General features: G+C 42.8%; 16 protein-coding genes. 4 read left to right on the top strand and 12 right to left on the bottom strand.

Annotated features, from left to right (window positions below):
* Nucleotides 1-45: 45 nt before the first annotated feature.
* The 4 genes from pyrB to EXM22_RS04565 all read right to left on the bottom strand — a co-directional run bounded on the left by pyrB (nucleotide 46) and on the right by EXM22_RS04565 (nucleotide 5,936).
* Nucleotides 46-1,623 (bottom strand): aspartate carbamoyltransferase, encoded by a 1,578-nt coding sequence (pyrB, locus tag EXM22_RS04580; RefSeq protein WP_149485381.1) that lies wholly within the window; start codon nucleotides 1,621-1,623, stop codon nucleotides 46-48.
* A gap of 17 nt (nucleotides 1,624-1,640) precedes the next feature.
* On the bottom strand, nucleotides 1,641-3,197 hold the full coding sequence (locus EXM22_RS04575) for a P83/100 family protein (RefSeq protein ID WP_149485380.1): 1,557 nt from the start codon (nucleotides 3,195-3,197) through the stop codon (nucleotides 1,641-1,643).
* A 160-nt stretch (nucleotides 3,198-3,357) separates the two neighbouring features.
* Nucleotides 3,358-4,785: an outer membrane protein assembly factor BamB family protein gene (locus tag EXM22_RS04570; protein WP_149485379.1), complete on the bottom strand. Its 1,428-nt coding sequence runs from the start codon at nucleotides 4,783-4,785 to the stop codon at nucleotides 3,358-3,360.
* On the bottom strand, nucleotides 4,782-5,936 hold the full coding sequence (locus tag EXM22_RS04565) for a class I SAM-dependent RNA methyltransferase (RefSeq protein ID WP_149485378.1): 1,155 nt from the start codon (nucleotides 5,934-5,936) through the stop codon (nucleotides 4,782-4,784). Before EXM22_RS04565 ends, EXM22_RS04570 begins: the two co-directional genes overlap by 4 nt.
* 51 nt (nucleotides 5,937-5,987) lie before the next feature.
* Between EXM22_RS04565 and EXM22_RS04560 the strand changes: the two genes are divergently transcribed.
* From EXM22_RS04560 to EXM22_RS04550, 3 genes are all read left to right on the top strand, one after another.
* Nucleotides 5,988-6,656, top strand: coding sequence for a redox-sensing transcriptional repressor Rex (locus EXM22_RS04560; protein ID WP_149485377.1), 669 nt, complete (start codon nucleotides 5,988-5,990; stop codon nucleotides 6,654-6,656).
* 93 nt (nucleotides 6,657-6,749) lie between these two features.
* Complete coding sequence (locus tag EXM22_RS04555) at nucleotides 6,750-7,628, top strand: ABC transporter ATP-binding protein (RefSeq protein WP_149485376.1); 879 nt, start codon at nucleotides 6,750-6,752, stop codon at nucleotides 7,626-7,628.
* A gap of 11 nt (nucleotides 7,629-7,639) precedes the next feature.
* Complete coding sequence (locus tag EXM22_RS04550) at nucleotides 7,640-8,665, top strand: ABC transporter permease (protein ID WP_149485375.1); 1,026 nt, start codon at nucleotides 7,640-7,642, stop codon at nucleotides 8,663-8,665.
* A gap of 58 nt (nucleotides 8,666-8,723) precedes the next feature.
* On the opposite strand, the gene EXM22_RS04545 is transcribed toward EXM22_RS04550, so the two are convergent.
* The 4 genes from EXM22_RS04545 to EXM22_RS04530 form a co-directional block, all read right to left on the bottom strand.
* Nucleotides 8,724-10,361, bottom strand: coding sequence for an ABC-F family ATP-binding cassette domain-containing protein (locus EXM22_RS04545; RefSeq protein WP_149485374.1), 1,638 nt, complete (start codon nucleotides 10,359-10,361; stop codon nucleotides 8,724-8,726).
* Between the two features lie 232 nt (nucleotides 10,362-10,593).
* Nucleotides 10,594-13,257: a pyruvate, phosphate dikinase gene (ppdK, locus tag EXM22_RS04540; RefSeq protein ID WP_149485373.1), complete on the bottom strand. Its 2,664-nt coding sequence runs from the start codon at nucleotides 13,255-13,257 to the stop codon at nucleotides 10,594-10,596.
* Between the two features lie 212 nt (nucleotides 13,258-13,469).
* Complete coding sequence (locus EXM22_RS04535) at nucleotides 13,470-14,315, bottom strand: sigma-70 family RNA polymerase sigma factor (protein WP_149485372.1); 846 nt, start codon at nucleotides 14,313-14,315, stop codon at nucleotides 13,470-13,472.
* A gap of 191 nt (nucleotides 14,316-14,506) precedes the next feature.
* Nucleotides 14,507-14,965 (bottom strand): SEC-C metal-binding domain-containing protein, encoded by a 459-nt coding sequence (locus EXM22_RS04530; RefSeq protein ID WP_149485371.1) that lies wholly within the window; start codon nucleotides 14,963-14,965, stop codon nucleotides 14,507-14,509.
* Between the two features lie 147 nt (nucleotides 14,966-15,112).
* Here EXM22_RS04530 and EXM22_RS04525 point away from each other — a divergent pair, with 147 nt between their 5' ends.
* The gene (locus EXM22_RS04525) at nucleotides 15,113-15,379 is read left to right on the top strand and encodes a co-chaperone GroES (RefSeq protein WP_149485370.1); all 267 of its coding nucleotides are present in this window, start codon (nucleotides 15,113-15,115) and stop codon (nucleotides 15,377-15,379) included.
* A 70-nt stretch (nucleotides 15,380-15,449) separates the two neighbouring features.
* Here the strand turns inward: EXM22_RS04525 and EXM22_RS04520 are convergent, their stop codons facing one another.
* From EXM22_RS04520 to EXM22_RS04505, 4 genes are all read right to left on the bottom strand, one after another.
* The gene (locus tag EXM22_RS04520; RefSeq protein WP_149485369.1) at nucleotides 15,450-16,433 is read right to left on the bottom strand and encodes a dihydroorotate dehydrogenase-like protein; all 984 of its coding nucleotides are present in this window, start codon (nucleotides 16,431-16,433) and stop codon (nucleotides 15,450-15,452) included.
* A 39-nt stretch (nucleotides 16,434-16,472) separates the two neighbouring features.
* Nucleotides 16,473-18,914: a helicase C-terminal domain-containing protein gene (locus tag EXM22_RS04515; RefSeq protein ID WP_149485368.1), complete on the bottom strand. Its 2,442-nt coding sequence runs from the start codon at nucleotides 18,912-18,914 to the stop codon at nucleotides 16,473-16,475.
* On the bottom strand, nucleotides 18,911-20,854 hold the full coding sequence (locus EXM22_RS04510; protein ID WP_149485367.1) for an ATP-binding protein: 1,944 nt from the start codon (nucleotides 20,852-20,854) through the stop codon (nucleotides 18,911-18,913). Before EXM22_RS04510 ends, EXM22_RS04515 begins: the two co-directional genes overlap by 4 nt.
* A gap of 165 nt (nucleotides 20,855-21,019) precedes the next feature.
* Nucleotides 21,020-22,198, bottom strand: a complete 1,179-nt coding sequence (locus EXM22_RS04505; RefSeq protein WP_149485366.1) for a nucleoside-diphosphate kinase — start codon at nucleotides 22,196-22,198, stop codon at nucleotides 21,020-21,022.
* Between the last annotated feature and the right edge of the window lie 41 nt (nucleotides 22,199-22,239).

The following is a 22,239-nucleotide window of genomic DNA, read 5'->3' as shown; positions in this document are numbered from 1 at the left end:
ACCTTGTGGAACAGAAAAATCCGCTTTAATTTGTATCGATCTATTCTAGATATCCCAGATTTCCTCAAAGGAATGACTCTTTTCACAGTACTTACAAACAAACATTGAGTCAGTCGAGCGAAGAAAATATGTCTTTACATGCTGATGCTTTTCAGGATGGGAAATACAGTTTTCATTTTTGCAGGAGATTTCTTCAAAATTATAAATCTGCGGTGGCATATGGAGCCTGAATTTTTCATGTACAGACTCATCCTTAATGATATTCAAGGTACATTCCGGTGATATGGCAGCCAGTTTCTTGATATCCGTATCGCTCAGCTCCAGGATATCCGGCAGGGAAATGATTCCTTTGTAAACTGTCCTGTCATTGGAATGGTACACCCCGTGGGAACTTCTGCAGTTTAATTTCAATATCCTTCTTATCTTTTCAATCTGATTCCAGATGGTACTTAGGTCTTCGCCAGAACTGATATGATCTATGACGATTCCCGAATCTACGGGCTTAATGCCAACTTTGTAACGGTCAACAATATGAGATTTCCGGGTAACAGGTACTTTTTCGATGAATTTCTTGTCTTTTTTATGATTTTCGATTCCCAAACCATCAAAATCCGCTCCGACCTTGCCTCCGACCATGGCAATTTCAATAGTTCTGGTAAAAAACCCATTCACACTCTGCTCATCCCATCCGTTATAGCTTGTATGATCCAAAAAGTCGGGAATGACCGGATAGACCTTATGACGGGGTAAGGGATGGTAAAATTTGCTCTGAGGTGGAATCTTATCTAAAAATTCCTCTCTGAAGGTCACCGCGGTTCTAAGCTGATGTTCTTTTTCCTTGACCTTATCTCCCATTCTCTCCAGCTGCAGTCTCGTAAAATACCAGATATCGGCTATTTCATCCTGCCCTAGGTACTCTTCAATTGTGTCGAATTTCCTGAGTTTAAAACCGTTTTCGACCATACGCCGCTCATAATAATCAGGCATTGATAATTCGGGAGGAGCAATGAGATCGACTTTTACCTCATTGAAGATTCTCAGTCCGTCCACTTTTGAATGAACAGTTCTTCCATGATAAAGGTCTCCGGTTAAAACAATATGAATGCTGCTGTTATCCCAGTTTTTCTTTTCCAGAAAGGTAAACTCATCCAGAAATTCCTGTGTGGGATGCTCATGCTTTCCATCCCCTCCGTTGAGAAAGGCGGCCTTGTCATAGGACATTTTACGGGCGTATTCTTCCAGTTCTTCATCCAGGAAATGACAAACCCCTTCTTCGCTGGTCCTCATAATAAACAGGGAGCGCTTGCTGTAACCGAAGAGCATCTTGATTGTATCCGAAAAACTCTCCTGTTTTGTAAAAGAGGATGTTCCGGAATCAAAAATATTTAACTTGATGTCATGAAACTGGACGGCATTTCTGAATGACTCCTTAGTCCTGGTGCTGTTCTCCATGAAAATGAGATAGGCGGACATATCGGGATCGCTTATTCTGAATTCTGAGACATCCTCATTGTTGAGGTACTTTTTTTTAAGTTCCGCTGTTTTTTTATACAAATACAGCTGTTCATCTCTTGATAGATCATTGACCACACCAATTGTTCTGCCTGCGAAGATATTCTTCATATACTTTCAATCCCTCGTTATTCTGTGATTTGGAGTTCCTTCAGACTGGATGCAGAGAGAGCCTTTACTCCCTCTGTCAGGCTCTGAACCAGAATGCGGTCTTCTACGAAGACCAGACCAGTATCGGGATGTACTTTCAGATCACTGAGCTGCAATAATTCGAGCGATTGAGAATACTGACCCACAGACCAGTCTTGATTATTGCGGGTAATCATAAATAGATTTTTTCCATCTGTCCATATAGAACTGCCAGGATAGATTTCAGTCTTGCTTTCTTTGACGATTTCCAGTGTTTCCTTATCTAAAATGAGGGCATTCACCCTGGTTTGTTCATCATTTTTTCCAGCAATAACAAGGATTCCCTCACTGTTTTCCAGGTAGAGAGTCCCTCTGATGCTGTTGAGTTCAGATTGCTTGAGGGGAATTCCGTCCCTGGTGACCTTCCAGAGGCTTCCATAACTGGCAGGATCGCCAGACTTATCGACCAAAATGAACCAGAATCCTTCAGGTTCTGTCACGGCTTCACTGGAAAGGACGGTCCCTCCCGATCCAGTTTCTTCCTGAAGGAGGATATTTTCATCTTTGGCAATCTCTTCCCGCATTTCAACAACTTCCTGTTGTTCCTTTTCTATTTCTTTCTGCACTTCCTCAATCTGTTTTTTCTCTTCTTCTACAACGGCTTTTTCTTCTTCCAGCTGTTTCACTTCTTCCTGAATGATTTTCTCTTCAAGCGAATCGGGCTCTGCTTCTTCCAGTTCTTCTTTCTTTTCTTCCAGCTTTTCAGTAACAATGGCCTCTTTGACGATGACTTCCTCTTTCTCTTCATTCAGGACTTCCTGCTTCTCATCCAGATCCTCTTCGCGGATTTCAACCATTTCACGCCGGCTGTCCAGGGCCTTATCCTCTTCTTTCTGCATCTCTTCGACCACCTCTGGGGCTGAAATAACAGAGGTGTCCAAGGCGACTGACGATTCGGGTGTATCTAAAGAACTCAAGACCGTTTTATCAGCGGATTTCAGAGGAATGAGTATCCGCGATTTTCCGGCCCATTCCGAATAGTGAGTTGAGAGTCCCGCATTGCTTGAGCTGATATGATTCAATACTCCCGGTTTATACCGGCTTGAAAAATGATCCATATCCTTGTAATACACGGCGTTGTAATAGGTAATAAACTCAGCAAGCACATCGGCATTGCTCAGGGAGTAATCAAAGGTCGTTTGCAGGTAGGATGACAGAATGAATCTCAGGTTACGGATATGATCCACACCGGCATCGGGCAACAGAATAAGGATATCCGAATCCAGTCCTTCGGGGATGTCTGGTTCATAGGAACGGATAAGCTGATATTTATTTCCCCAGGTGACTTCTATTCCCTCTGTTGATGCCAGAAAAGCACCAATGCCCCGGATCTCCTCACGGGTACTGAATTCTGTTACGGGTCCGACATAGTTTTCGAATACAATTTCGCCACTGCGATCACCAACGCTCTTTAGTTCATCTTCTGCAACCGATTGAGCATAAACTCCGGCTAATGCAAATATAAAAAGGATTAAAAAATTTATGTATTTTTTCAAGGAATGCCTCCGGCAGCTATTTTATCCATGGGTTCAATATTTCCTATTATAGAAAGAAAATGAAATCAGTGAAAGATTTTTATTTATATATCCTTTTTTTTCATTTTTGAAATGATAGGGTATTTCGTTTTTTAGTGGTTTGAAACCTATGAAAAATGGACTAGAAGGATTTTAACTCAAAGCTGATTTGCTTTTGAACAGATGCGGGAAGATTTCTCTGCTGAAGTGTATTGTAGAATTTCATCATCGTCAAAATAGCCCTTCCGCCATTATATTTAGCGAGACGGGAGGAGGAACGCACGGCGGCTAAAAGAAGATCCGGATTTCCTGGGTGTGCTTCGGCTGCCTGCACCACACTGAGCATGCTTCTCCCATCTCCATCCAGACCAATCCGTCCCAATCCATCCAAAATCAATGCCAAATGCTGAGGATTCTGCTCCGTTTTAGAAAGGAACAGCAGCGTTTCCCTGGATTTTAGATTCCCCCAGCGGCTGAGAATTTTGTAAATTCGGTACCTGCTGTATTCATCCAGTCTCTCCCGGTTCACATTCATGTTGAGCACATGGCTGTCTGAAAGGATTTCCTGAAACACAAGATCATAATCCGACTCCTTTCTAATAAGCTCCTGAAAACTGTCAATCTCTTCATATTCTTTTAAAATCTGTGACAAAAACTGCTGATCGATCATTAACAAGGGGAGCAAAGGCGCTCCGGATCGATTTTTAAAAAGGAGGTATCGCTGAGATTGCCCCGGGAGGACACCCAGGCTTCTGGTTCTGCCGGGATTCGTGCCACTCTGATAATAAGGGTCATAAGCCTCCTCACCCGCTTCCAGAGCCTCCATAAACCAGTCCTTGCGTCCTGAGATGATTTTATTTTCATAGCTAATTAAAATTTGATTTTCCGGGTAGAGGATTCCCTCCGCCAGAGGCGACTCTGAATCTTTCATTTGGAGAGTCTCAAGGTCAAGCTGCTTCCACGAGCCATCCTGCTTTTGCCAATATAGATTGGGGGTTTTATACACGATGTGAGCCGGAGCCTCATCGAGGGAATCAGCCTGTTCTCCATCGGTAAAATAGACCTGTGTCTTCCCGGGGCCAACGAGCAGTACCCGATCCTGGAGAGCAAAGATTTCTGAGACTGGTCCATCAATGGACCTGCTCCACACCTCAAGTCCCGTTCTGTCCAAACAGATGAGCGTCCCATGGTCTTTCATCAAATAGATAGTTCCGTATGAATCAATAGCAGGAGGAATGGGAGGAGATGACATTAGGGGGAAGCGCCACAACTCCCGACCACCGGGACTGACGGAAAGAAGGGTGTTATCCAAGCTTAATATGAGGATGCTGCTGTCTGGTGAGACAACAGTGAATCCCTTGAGCTTTCCGCCTGGTCTGTAACTCCAGTATTCATGACCTGTAAGACTATCCAGACAATGGAGAGCCCTGTCATCGGCAGTGCTGTAAATCCTACGGTCCGTCCCCTGTGCCGGAGGGGTGGTCAGTACACCGGCTATGGCTGTTTCCCAGGAAAAGACTCCAGAAAGGCTGCTAAGCAGCAATACAAGGAGACTCAGGCAGCGTCTCATCTTTTCCTGAACCTGAGGACCGTTTCCATATGGGCCGTCTGGGGATAAAAGTCAAATCCTCTGGCAGCGCTGATTTCATACCCTCCCTCTAGGAGGTCTTTTGTATCCCGGGCTTGCGTTACAGGGTCACAGGAGACATACACAAGATCGGGTACATTCATCTTCAGAATGTGGGATCTCACCTTGGCAGAGAGTCCCGTACGGGGAGGATCCACAACAATCAGGTCCGCCGGAGGACCTGACTTTTTTTTGACCCAGTCTTCCAGGGACATGGCAAAATAGTGGTAGGAAGCACCGGCCATATTCTTCCTGTAATACATCTCTGTTTTCGGGTTCAATTCGATGGCTGTTATCTCAGAGAAACGCTCTTTCATAAAAACAGAAAAGAGTCCCACCCCGCAATATAAATCCATTCCGTGCTGTCCTTTATATCCATTAAGGCTGAAATTCAGGAGTTCCGGTATGAGAGACAAATTACTCTGAAAAAAAAGATCTGCTCTGAAATGAACAGGATGATCCCCTATGAGAACCCGAATATCCTCCTGACCCGACTCACGATAATAGCGCTCTTCCAGGCCATAAAAAGTTTCCTTAGTGCCAACAATATTTTCTTTAGCTGAAAGAAAATCGTTGAGGGAGTCTACCAGGACAGGACAATGTGTCAGGGGAATGACATCATCAGAGGAACGCATTTTAAAGCCACAGCCCTCCTCTCCTCTATGGAGCTGAATTCTGTTTCTATAGTGTTGGGGTTTGGAAGGAAGGAATTTGAAGTTTTCTGGTAAACCTATACCAGCAAGCCTTTTAAAGTGTTCTTTGACAAAAGATTCCTTCAAACTGATTTGGTATTCGTAAGACAAATGCTGCATATTGCAACCGCCGCAAATCTCGTAAACGGGGCAAAACGGTAAGACTCTGTTTTCGGAACTCTCCTTAATGCGGATGACCGAACCCCGGGAAAATTTTTTCCCTTCGCTGACGATTTTAAAATCGATAATTTCTCCGCCGATCACTCCTGGAATAAATATGACTTTTCCCTTCATTCTGACGAGACCGTCACCGCCCGGAATAATTTTTTCGACCTGTACATCGTGATATATATTTGAATTCCGCGATATAGAAACTGAATTCTGACTTTTCATTTTATCCATATTGTAATAGTATAATTCTCAGTCCTGATTTTTTTATCAACGGAATAATATATGAGCAAAATAAATGACAATTTTAAACAGAAAGTAGCGAGTATCCCGACCATCAAGAGGCTACCATCCTATCTGAATCTTGTAAAGCGAGCTTCTCAGGAAGGCGTCGAAATCATCTCGGCTACAAACATTGCCAAAGAGCTGGATTTAGAGCCCATCCAGGTTAGAAAAGATCTGGCCGTTACAGGGATAATAGGAAAGCCCCGAATAGGGTACAATGTGAATGAGCTTTTTCAGGCCATTCAATCCTTCCTGAACTGGGATAAGAAGCACAAAGCCATCATCGTCGGTACGGGAAACCTTGGTTCCGCCCTGATGAAGTACGGCGAATTGAAGAATCACGGATTAACCATCGTAGGTATTGCCGATGCCAGTCCCGAAAAAATAGGAACAGAAAAAAATAATCTCACCATTTCTGATGTGAATGATCTTCCAGCTTTGATCAAGAAAACCGGTGCCACCATGATTATCTTGACAGTTCCTCCCTCTGAGGCTCAAAACGTAGCCGAAGTGATTAATGATACGGACATCAAAGCCATTTGGAATTTTACCAATGTAAAACTCAAGGTTTCCGATCGGATTCTAGTCTTAATGGAAGACCTTTCTTCAGGTTATGCCGTACTTTCGTTCCACCTTCCTTTTTACAAAGAAAACGAAGATACAGAGTAGAATGCTAAAGAAATAAATTATTTTATTGTGATAAAATAGTATTTTACTCATATATCATTTGCATTATGCGGCTATTCTGGTTATTTTTGGTAAATGAGTAATATTCTTAGTGTGCGGAACCTGAAAAAAAAATACGGGTCCGTTGAAGCTGTCAAAGGCATCGATCTCTCTATTCGTCAGGGAAGCTGTTTTGGACTCCTAGGCCCAAATGGTGCGGGAAAAACAACCAGCATTGAAATCATGGAAGGGATCATTCCCCCAGACTCTGGCGAAATTCTATTCAGGGGCAAACCCATTGATAGGCATTTTAAACAGAAGGTGGGAATTCAATTTCAAAGCACATCCCTTCCGGAGTTTATAACCGTCAAGGAGACCCTTGAACTCTTTAGGAGCTTCTACCCCTCCCCCAGGGAGATGGATGATCTGATAGAAATATGTTCCCTTCAGGATATACTGGACCGGGACAATAGAAAACTATCGGGAGGCCAGAGGCAGCGCATGCTTCTGGCCTTGGCCATCATACCCCGTCCCGAAATTGTTTTTCTGGACGAACCCACGACGGGACTTGATCCCCAGGCCCGGCGTAATTTTTGGAACCTCATCGAAAACATCAAAAAAGAAAATGCTACGGTCATATTAACCACTCATTATATGGATGAAGCCAGGAGACTCTGCGACACCATAGCCATCATGGACAAGGGTATTATTTTGGAATGTGCTCCGCCGGAAGAACTTCTGGACAAGCACTTTGAAGGAGTGCTTATCAGAGTTCCCCACAACGGTAAGATCCCGGAGATCTTGCCCGAGGGGGCCATTATTCAAGGGAACAACCTCGAAATCCAGACTACAGAACTGGACAAAACCCTCAAGGATCTTCAATTAAACTCTTGGAACCTCATGGGATTATCTATCCACAAACCGGACCTGGAAGATCTTTTTATTAAATTAACAGGTTCATCCCTACGCAATTGAAGGAGCCGTATATGAAACAATTCAGGGCCATGGTAAAGGCCAGAACAATGGAGTTTGTCCGTGATAAGGGTACCTTTTACTGGAATTTACTCTTTCCACTCGTCCTTGTTTTTGGATTTTCTTTCGCATTTTCCTCGGGGAACAACACCCTTTTCAAAGTCGGTTTGACCGGTCCGGTGCCTTCGGCTCAGGAATTTTCCTTTCTTGGAGTCGGTCAAATTGAATTCATCGAATATGAAGAAAATCAAACAAGCCGGGAAAGCCTCATAAAAAAAGTCAGACATCACCAGCTTGATATGGTCATTGACTTTGTTCAGGAGTCTTATTTTATCAATTCAGAGGGTGAGAATGCTGAAATTCTGCAAATACTGGCAGAGAGCAGATCGGAAGAAGGACTCAGTCTGGATGACTTCAAAAAGGAAGAGCTTACAGGCAAAGCCATCCGCTACGTGGATTGGCTTGTTCCCGGTATCATTGGGATGAATATGCTCTTCAGTTGCCTCTTTGGTGTGGGATTTGTCATTGTCCGATACAGGAAAAATGGCGTTTTGAAGCGATTGAAGGCCACCCCTGTGACTTCTATGAGCTTTATTTTAGCCCAGATGACATCCCGTTTTCTCATCGTGCTGGCCACATCGGTGGTTGTCTTTACGGGTACGAACATATTCCTCCACTTTATGATGCTGGGGTCTTATTTCCTACTACTCTTGATCACCTCTCTTGCCATTTTGTGCATGATTGCCCTGGGTCTTATCTTTGCCGCCAGGATTAAGAGTGAAGAACTCGCAAGCGGACTTATGAACTTGATTACCTTCCCCATGATCATATTTTCTGGTGTATTTTTCTCTTTGGAAGGAACACCGGTCATTCTACAGCGAGTCTCCAAACTCTTCCCTCTCACGCATTTTATTGAAGGCGCTAGAAAAATTATGCTGGAAGGAGCCGATATTCTCACAGTGGCTCCACAGTTATTGATTCTCACAGCTATGACCCTTCTCTTTTTGGTCGTAGCCTCCCTGACCTTCAAGTGGGACTAATAAAAACAGCCAAAAAAAGGTCCCTTTGGGGACCTTTTTTTGGGGATAAACGATTGTTCTAGATCGTCATTCTCTCATGTTTTCCACCGTACATTTCATCTCTTAATGCCCGGACATCTTCACTTTCCAGGTAATCTTCAAATGTCATCTTCCTGTCGATGATTCCTCCAGGTGTGAACTCAATGATTCTGTTGGCAATGGTATTGATAAACTGATGGTCATGACTGCTGAATATAACGATCCCGTTAAATTTGATTAAACCGTCATTGAGGGATGTTATGGATTCGAGGTCAAGGTGAGCCGTGGGGTCATCCAGAACGATAACGTTAGATTTACTAAGCATCATTCTGGAAAGCATGCAGCGAACCTTCTCTCCACCAGAAAGGACTTTCACCTTCTTGAGAGATTCATCTCCGGAAAAGAGCATCCTACCGAGGAATCCCCGCACATAGGCGTCATCCTGTTCGTCTGAATACTTACGGAGCCATTCGGTCATGTTTTCATCTGTGTCGAAAAATTTAGTGTTATCCTTGGGAAAATACGACTGGGATGTGGTGACTCCCCAGTTATAGCTCCCCGTGTCGGGTTCCATATTTCCCATAATGATTTCCATAAAGGCAGTTTTAGCCTGGTTATCGGGTCCTACAAAACCTATTTTGTCGCCATTATCGACGGTTAGATCCCAATTTGAAAAAAGCGTTTGTCCATCAATGGTCTTGCTGATATTGTCCAATTCAAGAATGATTGTTCCCGGTTCCCTATCAGGCTCAAAACCAACGTATGGGAAACGGCGTGAAGTTTTCGGTAATTCGTTTAATTCCAGCTTATCCAGTTCTTTTTTCCTGGAAGTAGCCTGTTTTGATTTGGATGCATTCGCCGAGAACCTTTGAATAAAGGCCTTCAACTCTGCCGCCTTGGCTTCCTGCTTTTTGGCCTGGTCTTTTCTTTGGGATGCAGACAACTGACTGGCCTGCTGCCAGAACATATAGTTTCCCACGAAAATCTGGATTCTGTTGTAGTCAATGTCGGCTATGTGGGTACAGACCTTATTGAGAAAGTGTCTGTCATGGGATACGACAATGACTGTATTCTTAAAACCATAAAGAAAATTTTCAAGCCAGCGAATTGATTCAATATCCAGGTGGTTTGTTGGTTCATCCAAAAGAAGAATATCGGGATTTCCAAAAATCGCCTGGGCCAGCAGGATTCTGACCTTATAGGTGTCATCCACATCCTTCATCAGCTTAGAATGCATATCCTCGGTGACTCCCAGACCCGCCAGCAGGGTAGCGGCTTCACTCTCGGCTTCCCAACCGTTCAGATCGGCAAACTCACCTTCTAACTCGGAAGCCCTGATACCATCGGCATCTGAGAAATCTTCTTTCATATAGATATTGTCTTTTTCAACCATTACTTCATACAGTTTCTTATGACCCATGATGACCGAATTGAGGACAGTATGCTCATTGAAGGCATAATGATCCTGGGCAAGGACTGCAAGACGTTCTCCCGGAGGAATGATGACTTCTCCCGAGTCCTGCTCAATTTCACCGGATAAAATTTTAAGAAATGTTGATTTTCCGGAACCATTGGCACCGATAAGACCGTAACAGTTTCCGGGAGTGAATTTAATGTTCACATCCTTGAATAAAAATCGCTTTCCGAATGAGAGAGTTATATTACTTGCCGTTATCAAAAGAATCTCCTGTCGTATTAGTTGTTTTTCGCATAGAAAACTTAGAGGTAAAGTCCTTTAAAGTCAATAGTTAAAGATATCCTAAACTAGCAATTCAAGGATACACGCCTTATCTTCCTTTCCCTAAAGAAAGGGAGATAAATAAATTAAAAAAGGGCCTTCTGTTTTACAGAAGACCCCAACAAAATTATGCTTTTATAAGAAGAAAATGAACCATTTCCTTTCTTTAAAATCAGTTTCTAATGACAGCCTGTGCTGCGGCCAGTCTTGCGATTGGCACTCTGTAGGGAGAACAGGAAACAACATTCAGCCCCGCTCTGTAGCAGAAGTCAATGGAGTCTGGATCGCCACCGTGTTCACCACAGATACTGGTTTTCAAATTGGCCTTAGTGGAGCGTCCTCTTTGAACACCAAGTTCCACCAGGAGGCCTACACCATGTTGGTCGAGGGTTTGAAATGGGTCAGCTTTCAGTATTTTCTTGTTCACATATTCAGGAACAAAAGTTCCCACATCGTCCCTTGAATATCCAAAGGTCATCTGGGTCAGGTCGTTGGTACCAAATGAGAAATAATCGGCATATTTAGCGATATCTTCTGCTGTCAAAGCCGCTCTTGGAATTTCGATCATCGTTCCGATCTGATATTCCACAGTGATTCCTGTTTCTTCAAAAACGGATTTGAGAATCTTCTCAGCATTTTCTCTTAAAGGAATAAATTCTTTGTATGTACCAATGAGAGGAATCATAATCTCGGGTAAGACCTTGATGCCCTCTTTTTGAACCTTAACAGCGGCTCTGGCAATGGCCTCAACCTGCATGTCATAGATTTCAGGATAGGTTATGCCCAGACGACAACCTCTGTGACCTAGCATGGGGTTCTGTTCTTCCAGAGAGTTCAATCTGACCTGAAGGTCTTCTTTACTGATACCGATGATATCGGCCAGCTCAGCAATGTCTCTCTTTGAACGGGGAACAAACTCATGGAGAGGTGGGTCTAAGAGTCTGATGTTAACAGGAAGACCATCCATGGCTCTGAAAATGCCTTCAAAGTCTTCTGTCTGAAGAGGCATGATCTTCTTAAGGGATTCCACCCTTCTCTCCTTGCTGTCGGCAACAATCATAATCCGGAAGGATTTCAGCTTTTCTTCATCAAAAAACATATGCTCTGTACGACACAAACCGATACCTTCGGCTCCAAACTCACGACCTTTGAGTGCGTCTACGGGTAAGTCGGCATTGGCTCTGATACCGAATCCATCGGCGACACCTTCTCTCTTGGCAGAATTTCTGATGTCATCGGCCCAAGTCAGGAATTCATTCAAATTCCCAGACAGTTCAGGCTGGATGAGATCGATAGCCCCTTCGTATACTAATCCGTCTGTTCCATCGAGAGAACACCAGTTTCCTTCTTTGAAAACTTTGGAACCCACAGACATGGTTTTGTTTTCCTGATTGATGATAAGCTCTTTACATCCGGCGACACAGGGTGTTCCCATACCACGGGCTACAACAGCCGCATGGGAGGTCATGCCTCCGGTAGAGGTCAAAATTCCCTGTGCAACATTCATACCGCCGATGTCCTCGGGAGAAGTTTCTTTTCTCACAAGGATGACCTGCTCACCCTTTAGGAACCAGGCTTCAGCATCTTCTGCTGTGAAAACAATCTTACCACAGGCGGCTCCTGGAGAGGCATTGAGTCCCTTGGCTATGGGCTGTATTTCTTTCATGACACTTGGATCGATCATGGGATGAAGAAGCTGGTCCAGCTGAGCCGGAGCGACCCTCATAATAGCTTCTTTTTTATCGATCATCTTTTCTTTAACGAGGTCAACGGCAATCTGTACGGCAGCCTGACCGGTTCTCTTTCCATTTCTGGTCTGGAGGATGTAGAGTTTTCCGTCCTGAATGGTAAACTCCATGTCCTGCATGTCCTTGTAATGATTCTCGAGTTTGTCTTTGATTTCAACAAGCTGAGCATACACTGCAGGACTGCCTTCCTGGAGGGTGCTGAGTTTTTCAGGTGTTCTGATTCCAGCAACAACATCTTCTCCCTGGGCATTCATAAGGTATTCACCATAGAAATAGTTTTCACCTGTGGATGGGTCTCTAGAGAAACAAACCCCGGTACCCGATGTTTCACCAAAGTTTCCAAAAACCATGGACTGAACGTTAACAGCCGTTCCTTTGAGGCCCTCAATCTTATTTATGGCTCTGTATTTATCGGCTCGTTCATTCTTCCATGAACCGAATACGGCATCAATGGCCGCCCAAAGCTGAACTTTAGGATCCTGTGGAAAAGGTTCTTTTACGGCATCTTTATATACAGAAAGGTATCTTGATACGACTTTCTTGAGGTCATCTGCATCAAGTTCATTGTCGTTTTCAACATTTTTTTCCATTTTAATGGACTCGAGTGCTCCTTCAAAAGCATGGTGAGGTACGCCTTTTACAACATCACCAAACATCTGAATAAATCTTCTGTAGGCATCCCAGGCAAATCGTTCATTTCCTGAACGTGCAGCAAGGCCTTCAACAGCCTTTTCATTCAGACCCAGGTTTAAAACCGTATCCATCATTCCAGGCATGGAAACAGCGGCACCAGACCTGACTGATACAAGAAGTGGGTTATCATGGTCACCCAGTTTCATTTCCATCTGGGCTTCCAGCTTTTTAAGGTGCTGCTCCACTTCCTTTACAATATATTCAGGATAAGCCTTATTATTTTCATAGTACAATTCACAGGCATCTGTAGAGATCGTAAATCCAGGAGGTACAGGAATACCCAAATTTGTCATTTCCGCAAGGTTTGCTCCTTTTCCCCCCAGGGTATCTTTCATTTCTGCTTTACCTTCAGCGGATCCTCCACCGAAGAAATAAACGAATTTTCCTTGACTCATAATGCCTCTCTTTTTATTGCAATTTTTTCTAAAAATACGAATAAGTCGTATTAACTTAATAATTTTAAATCCCGTAAGTTGAACTGTCAAGGAAAGATAAGTTGCTAAACAGCAAAAAGGCTATACTTTTGTATAGCCTTTTCAGGAGGGGTCAAATATATATATTAACATATGATAAGTACATCATACGACTAACCTAAACAGATGTTACCCTAGGCAACATAGGATTCTAGATATTGTTTTCTAGAAGGATGCTGCAGTCTGGTTATGGCTTTTTTCTCAATTTGTCTGATTCTCTCTTTGGTCAAACCATATTGATCACCGATCTCTTTCAATGACAATGGCTTCTTTCCGTTTAATCCAAATCTTTTTTCAAGAATCTCAGATTCCTTGTCAGTAAGAGTGGATAAAACAGTATTAATATCCTCTGATAAAAGTATATCCATAACAAGATTATCCGGTGTTCTATACTGTTCATCCTCAATAAAATCACCAAGGACGCTATCTTCGCTGTGAGTAGGAGATTCCAGGGACACAAGATCTCTTGAAATATTCATCAGCTTTTTCACATCTTCAACATGGATACCTACATTCTGAGCAATTTCAACTGCATCAGGATCTTCACCATTGATCTTAGTCAATTCCTTTCGAACCTTTTCAATCTGAACCAGTTCATTGGCTCTGTTCAGAGGAAGTCTGATCATTCTGGATTTTTCATATACGGCCTTAAGGATAGACTGTCTGATCCACCAAACAGCATATGAGATAAAGTGATAACCCTTATCCGGATCATACTTTTCAATGGCATTGATTAAACCAATATTTCCTTCACTGATCAGATCATCCAGAGGCAACCCCTGATTCTGATATTTTTTGGATACGTTTACAACAAAACGAAGGTTGGCTCGCACAAGCCTGTCCTTTGCAATCTGATCACCTTTGACGGCTTTCCTTGCAATTTCATCTTCTTCTTCCCTTGTTAATAGAGGGATTTTATTGATTTCTTTTAAGTATATAGAAAGTATATTATTGTCATCATTGTAGTTAGTATAGGCCATTGAGGTCCTCCTGACTACTAAATATACAAGTATCGTGCCAACCTTTGAATAAATATCGAAAATATTTTTATTTCGTTATCCTGTAGGCAATTAGTAAATATTGTTGTATTTGTATAAAATCTTGTATCAATAACAGAAAGGGTTTCATGTGTCACCTTGACACAGAGGAGTTGAAAGCAGCGTATACTGTGTCAGAATGAACCATTTATCAGTTCTTGAACAGTTTTTATGCTCCCACAGCAGTCCCGAAAGGACTTCCCGCTGCCACAGGGACAAGCATCTTCAGAAGTAATCTTAGTCTTATTGACAAAATCGACACAGAGAAGGGATTCCTCTTCTGCCACAAAATAGGGAAAAACAAGTGTTATATGATAAAATGTCTTGATTTTACAATCTGTATCCATATGACCCACTTTTCTGGATCTGCTAATCTTTTCCCAATACTCTCCAATAATCTGGAAGATGGCATCTTTTTCTGCTTCGGAACAAAAGCGTTGTACCCGTTTCCGCTTGAGGTATCTTTCCACTTGAATAGCCACGAAAGCCTGATGGTCATCTTCTCTACTGGATTGCTGCCTGGGCATTCCATAGGGATTTCTTTCGTAGGTTCTCAAGGTATTTTCTTCTTTATATTTATTCCGGGCAACCATGGTTTGAAAATAATAAATATATGATTAGGAAGCAAATAAATTTAGAAAAATCTGTTTATCTTTTCCCTGTCTTTTTTCTTGACCCCCTTTGGAAGGATCCGTATATTATCAGGTGAATAACTTCTAAATCAATTGAGAGGAACTATTATGACAATTAAACCCTTAGGAGATCGTGTACTGCTTAAAGTGGTAGAAGCGGAAACTAAAACTGCCTCCGGTCTGTATATTCCTGAAACAGCTCAGGAAAAAACTCAGACTGCAAGCGTTGTTGCCATCGGTGACGATAAAGATCTTATCACCGTAAAAGAAGGTGACAAAGTAATGTACGACAAGTACGCAGGAACAACAATCAGCATTGATGATGTCGATCACCTCATCATTAAGATGCAGGATATCATTGCAATTGTAGAATAATTCTTCTTTTACAAAGAAAAAAAGCTGCTCTATTAGAGCAGCTTTTTTTATGTCCAAGGAAAAACCGAGACTATTTCAGTCCCTTGAGAGCCTTAACATACTGTAACCTCTGGTAGTATTGTCCCTCTTTGTCATCCTTCATACTAAGAAGGCTGAAAAAATCAGACACTTTCTCATACTCTTTCCGATCCATCCATTTTTCAGTCTCTTCAATCATCTGACTCAGAAAGGATATTCCGTTTTTATAGAGTGCAGAACAGACCTGTACTGTATTGGCACCGGCCAAAATTAGCTTTATGGCAGAATCTGAAGTATGAATCCCTGTTGTAGCCGAAAAATCACAGTCGACAAGATCCGAAAGAATTCCTGTCCAGCGGAGAACTGTAGCATATTCATCCTCGGTAGACAGAGGATTCCCATTTTTAAACTCGATTTTTTCAATATCGATGTCCGGTCTATAAAAGCGATTGAATAGAACAACTGCTGAAGCGCCGGCCTGTTCAATTTTTGAAACAATCCCGGGGAGGGATGAGAAAAAAGAACCAATCTTTACAGAAACAGGGATATTGACGGCTTTCACAGCTTTTTTAACGATTGAAATGATCTTCTTTTCGACTTCTTCGGAAGTATCCTTCACCGATACGGGGACGAGTGCTGTATTCAGCTCGAGACCATGGGCACCCATTTTTTCAATTCTCTGGGCATAATCCAGCCACCATTCATCTGAATAACAATTCAAACTGGCGATCACCGGAATGTTAACAGCCTTCACAGACTGCTCTACGAGGTCTAAGTAAGCATCAGGTTGCTGAAGCATCCCTAGTTGATGAATATATTCCATAGCCTCAGGATGAGTGGCATAGGTTTCCAAAGATCCATCCTTGCTTACGGCGCTGGCAATATCTTCTTCGAAGAGTGATTTCAGAACAACTGCTCCTGCACCAGCTTGTTCTGCTTTTATGACCTTTTCAACAGAATCTGTGAGTCCGGAACTGGAAACAATGAAAGGATTCTTCAATTCCAGCCCCATATAAGTTGTACGTAAATCAGCCATTCCTTACTCCTTCAATTGACAATGATAAAACAGTGTCTGTTATACATATATGAAATTCTCCAAATCCTCAAGGACTGAAGCAAATCTCTTTCTCGAAACTATGGTTTCCGGTAGGGATCTTAGAAAAACAGATCCATAGTTTTTACTAATGATCCGCGAGTCCAGGACAACCACGGCCCCACGGTCTGATTTTCTTCGCATAAGACGGCCGAACCCCTGCCGGAATTTCATGACAGCCTCTGGAAGAGAGAGTTCACGAAATGGATTCCCTCCCCTTTTCTCTACGGCTTCCAGGCGAGCCTGATAAACCGGGTCTGTTGGAACACGGAAAGGAAGCCGGCAAATTATAACCAGCCTCAGTGATTCTCCGGGAGTATCAACACCTTCCCAAAATGAATCCGTTGCAAATAAAACACTTCCTGTGTCTTCGCCAAACCTTTTCAGCAAGCGGGCCCTGTCTTCAAAGCCCTGACGGAAGAGATTGATCTCTGGAAGAGACCAGTCTTCTAGAATCAAGTCATAACAATGTTTAAGCAGCTCATAGGATGTAAAGAGGACCAAAGCCCGTCCTTCATTGCTTTCCAGCAAATCCTTGATGGATGAAACAAGAGCCTGCCTGTATTCATCCGATGCAGGTTCGGGCATGTCATCCGGCAAACCCAGCAGTACATTCTGCTTATAAGGGAAGGGAGATTCAAACTGCCTGGAGACCAGTCTTTCCTGCAACTGGTCCAATAAACCCATCCGTCTCTGCCAGTATATAAAACTTTTATCCATAGTCAAAGTAGCTGATGTAAAAACTATTGTACTGTATGAATCATATATGCCTGTTTTCATCCATCCGGAGATATCCAGGGGGGTTATAATGAATCGGACATAGGAATTTCCATCACGCACTTTTTTTTCAAGCCAGAAAACAGACTCTTCCTCTTCTGCATCAAATTGACTGAACTTATTTAAAAAGGTGGAATACTGGTTCAGACGGTTTACAATCATCTTGAATTCAAGAACGACTGTATTCTCATGATCCTCTTCCCGAAGCAGCTCAAACCAGCGATTCAGCACTGCAATCAACTGAGCCAGTTTTTCTCTAGTTTGCAACAGGGGTTCCCGTATCTTTCTTGCATAGTCGGGATGACTGTTGTCCTGAAGTCGCACTGTGTGTTCATCGGGGAAAAAATCAAAAGATAAAGCATCCAGAATCTCAGCCTGGGATGTGAGATTCCTGATCATCTCTGAATAAAGGACCCCGTCAGGGGGAGGCATGATTTTTTCCAACCTGGTGAGGACCCCTAAAGAGCGTCCTCTTTTTTGAAAATACAGCCTCTTTAGATATTTTAAAAGCTGAAGTCTATTGTACTCGCTGGAAAAATAACTGGTAGCACTGTTTTCTATATTGTGAGCTTCATCAAATATGATTTTATGAAATGAAGGAAGGATGGCGGCGCCCTCAAAACCCATGCCGTTGATTCTCAGTGAAAGGTCCGCAAAGAAGAGGTGGTGATTGACCACCAGTACACCAGCTGCGGCTGCCTCTCTTCTAGATTTCATAACAAAACACTGATCAAAATGCCTGCACCTCGGTCCAAAACAGGCATCGGGATCGCTGCATACCTTAGACCAGATTTCATCGGGAGGCATGAAAGGGAGCTCGGAAACCGTTCCTTCTCTCGTATTGTCTGCCCACTCCTTGATCTGTAGGAGAATATCATCTTTTTCACGGAAGAGGGAATTCTCGTCAAGAGCCTCCTGCAGCCTACTCTTGCAGATATAATTTCTCCTCCCCTTCACAAGAACAGCCTTCACATCTGTTCCGCATAGCTTTTGAGCAATGGGCAGGTCTTTTTCCATGATTTGCTGCTGAAGGTTAATAGTGGCCGTGGAGATAACAACCCTCTGTTCATTCACAGAAGCCCACTTGAGTGCGGGAATAAGGTATGAGAATGATTTTCCAACCCCCGTACCAGCCTCGGCAACGACTATTTTTTCATCGTTGAATCCCTCACTTATAGTATGAAGCAGCCTGATCTGACTGGGGCGTTCCTCGTAATGGGAGTCTAATTCGGAAAGGGGCCCCCCCGGGGACAGGATAGAATCCAGCTCTGAAACATCTAGGAGAGTTTCGGGAGTGTACGCCACAGGCTCAACGACGACATACACCGCATCTATGGAATTATTGACAATATAAAAACCAATACCCTGATTCCCAAGCATTGAAGCCTGAGCCAGATCTGCATCACTGGGACGGAGAATCCCCGAGGGATGATTATGAATAATCACATCTCCCTTTTCCATATGGGCGGCTACGGCGGGAACGGCCGATTGGTGTCCTCTGGCGACAGTATTGACTTCACAGACAACCTTTTCGGAATTGATTCTGGCAACCCAGAGGACTTCTGAGCCATCACATTCTTGTATATCAGAAAGCATTTGCAGCCGGACATCTTCTATGAAACGCCCTGTGAGATCTTTCTGAATCATTCAATGCTCTCGGGGAGTGTAAAGAGAAATCTGGCACCTGATGTGTAATTTTGATCCAATCTGATATGCCCTCCCATGAGATGGATTAATTCACGTGATATGGTTAGCCCCAGTCCGCTGCCTCCATACCTTCTGGCAAAACCTTCTTCGCCCTGTCTGAATCTTTCAAAAATGATATTTTCTTTGTCCGATGAAATTCCTGGACCCGTATCTTCCACAAAAAAAGTAATGAGCTTCAATTCAGGATCTACGCTAAAAATTCCATAACTGATTTGCCCATATTCGATGAATTTCATCGCATTATTCAGGAGATTCTGCCAAATCTGATGAAAACGTTCAATATCAGTGTTGATAAATATCTCATTCATAGGTGGATCAGGGATTTTCCAGCTGAGCCTGATCTCAACTTTTCCCCTATCATCCATAAGCTTTCTGTATACCGTATAGAGATTTTTAAAAAAAGAATCAAGAGAAATGGACTGAACCTGAAGATGGATGCTTTCGTTTTGAATCTTAGAGATATCAATAATATCCGAAATTATGGAAATCAATTGATTTGAACTCTGCCGAATCAATTGAAGATGCATCCGCTGTTCCTTATTGCTACCCTGATCGGACAAATCCCGGACAATCAAACCGGTAAACCCCAAAAGCACATTCAAGGGTGTTCTGATCTCATGTGAAATATTGGCAAGAAAGGTTGTTTTTAATCTGTCGCTTTCTTCCGCTTTTTCTTTGGCCAGAATCAACTCCTGCTCAATCTTTTTCCTCCATGAAATATCGGTCATCATCCCGACAATGCAATCCTTATCTTCCTGATCCTTCCCCATTTTACCTCTGATGGAGGCCCAGAAGTGTGTACCATTTTTATGAAGAATCTGCACTTCTTCATTCACAGGCCATGCCCTGTTTGATGAGAGCTCAAGAGCCTTTTTAACCCTTGAAAACCCCTCTTCGGTTAGAATGTCATGAAGGAATTCATCCGAAATTGTATGATCAGGCCACGAATAGCCGGTCATTTCCTCCCATACCGGAGAGACAGAGAGAGTATCACTGTCCGGATAGTAGCGGAACATGCCGTCTTTGACCGCCGAGAGAGTCTGGGCATAATAGAATTGTTCTTTCTTAAAAGACTCCTCCGTAGATTTTAACCTCTCTAGAGGCCGTATGATGCCTTCAAGAAATATTCCCCGATAGAGGTAGTAAGAAGACAAGATTTTAGCCACATGGCTGAGATTCAGAAAAATCGGATTTTTCAAGTCATAAAGGCAATAGAAGCCAATGGATAGGATGGACATGAGAAAAGAAAGGGCAATTTGGGAAGAAGTCATCCGATTATCCTCTGTTCCCTGTTCCAGGATCATTTTGAAATCCAGGATGAAAGCAATGACGATGATGAGACAGCATATTTTGCTGATTAAACTCAAACCGCTACCGAGGCCCGCCGGATCATTGAATAGACCCTTCAAAACCATGGGAATAAAAAGCAAGGGAAGAAGGAGGTATAAATGTTGAATAGATCCAAAGGATTTCTTTTTACCATTGAAAATGAACACAACCATCAAACCTAGGGACTCCAATAGTCCCGAAGCTATATAAAAATGGAGTTCTCCATTAAGGCCTGGAATGATTGAAAAAGTCCCCAAATTCCCCAGCATAAACAGATTGAAAACACCAGATGTCAAATATACATGAGAAATATGACTCAATAGCTTATTTTCATAGAGGCTCTTTGTCTTGCTTATAAATAAATACAAGGACCAGGCAACAAGGATGGTCCAGAGCTGTACAAAAGCCTGCCCCAACAGGGGAACAAAATAGGAAAATAGAGTGAAGAGGAGCAAAGAGAGACTCATAAATATGATTTTTCCAGGAGATCGATCCTGAATAGGTTTAAAGAGGCGGAATATGGATTCCTTCTCTTTTGCCGAACACTTCATTGATTTCCATTATAGCAGAAATACCGGGGGTAAACAGAAGTCTCATCTCTTGGATATGGGAGCTAAGTCGGCAAAATCTTCTAAAAAAATATGTAAACAGCAGATGATTCCACTTATAAAAAAAATAAGGCTGTAAAAACAGCCTCATTTTTTGAACCGATGATTCTATTTATCATCAAGGTAATCTTTCATGATATGGCTGCATTTGTTCTTTTGAATCTTGACAATACCCATTTCACGAACAGCATTTTCGGCAGAGTCGGAGGCATGGGCCGTATTGACCATAATATCATGACCGAATTCTCTTCGTATTGTGCCGCCAGGAGCTTTCGTAGGATCAGTTGGTCCCAGGACATCTCTGATTTTATTTACAGCATTCATACCTTCATAGATAAGAACCATGCTCTTTACCTTACCGGGATGCTCCAGTTCTTCAGAAGGACACTTATCGGGTCTAGTTCCAGACATGAACTCAATGATCTTAAAAAACTGATCCTTTGCGTATTCCTTACCAAAACTGTTTTGTAGTGCATGTTCCAACTCTTCAGAAAGAGGAAGATTGAACTCTTTCTCCAGTACTACCTTGGCTTTTGTACCAAACATGGGGCTTAATTTTTCATTGAGAGCATCTTTTACAGGACCATAAAATTCAAGGGCCTCGGCCACACTCATCTGATATGTTTTACATCCGATAAGACGGAGTCCCGTCCTGCTGAACATATCGATGATGGTTCCTGGTCTGGAACTGGCATACTTCCAGTTGTCAGGCTTAATGATAACCAATGTTCGTTCTATCTGCTGATTTTCGGGATAAACCATATTTTCAACAATATTAGGTTCTTTCAGCATAAAAGGAGCAAAGATTCTCATATTTTCAATGGCAGTTCTCTGGCTCCTGGGAGTCATGACAGCCGGTTCAAAATAGATGATATTCCCATCCTGATCTTTTTCAAGATCGGCGTATGTATCTCTGATTGTTTCACCAGTTATGGATTCAATACTCCTGTTTTCCGGATAAAGAGCTCCGGCGATATCAGAGAGTTTTTTACAGGCATCTTCTCCTCTAAACAAGAGCATCATAACCCTATGACGACGTCCGTTAGTTGGCGTAAAAGTCTTAAGGACAAAATCACTCAACAGCCTTGCACTGGATGAACTAGTGGCAATGGATTGCTTGTATAATGATGCTGCATAAGCGTCTGCAAGCTCCTGGGAAGGAGCAAAAATTTGTGTTCCGACCAATTCCAAGTCTATTCTTGAAAGGAGTCTGGAAAGCACACCCCCTGTGCGTGATTTGGCGATTGTATACGGGGTGATTAAAATGTATGACAGTTCTTCAGCCATTTCTTTTTCTTTACCTTCTATTAATTAAATTATTGCTAATG

The organism is Oceanispirochaeta crateris (genome assembly GCF_008329965.1).
In the GTDB taxonomy this organism is placed as follows: Bacteria; Spirochaetota; Spirochaetia; order DSM-2461; family DSM-2461; genus Oceanispirochaeta; species Oceanispirochaeta crateris.
This window is presented reverse-complemented; position numbering and strand designations above follow the sequence as displayed.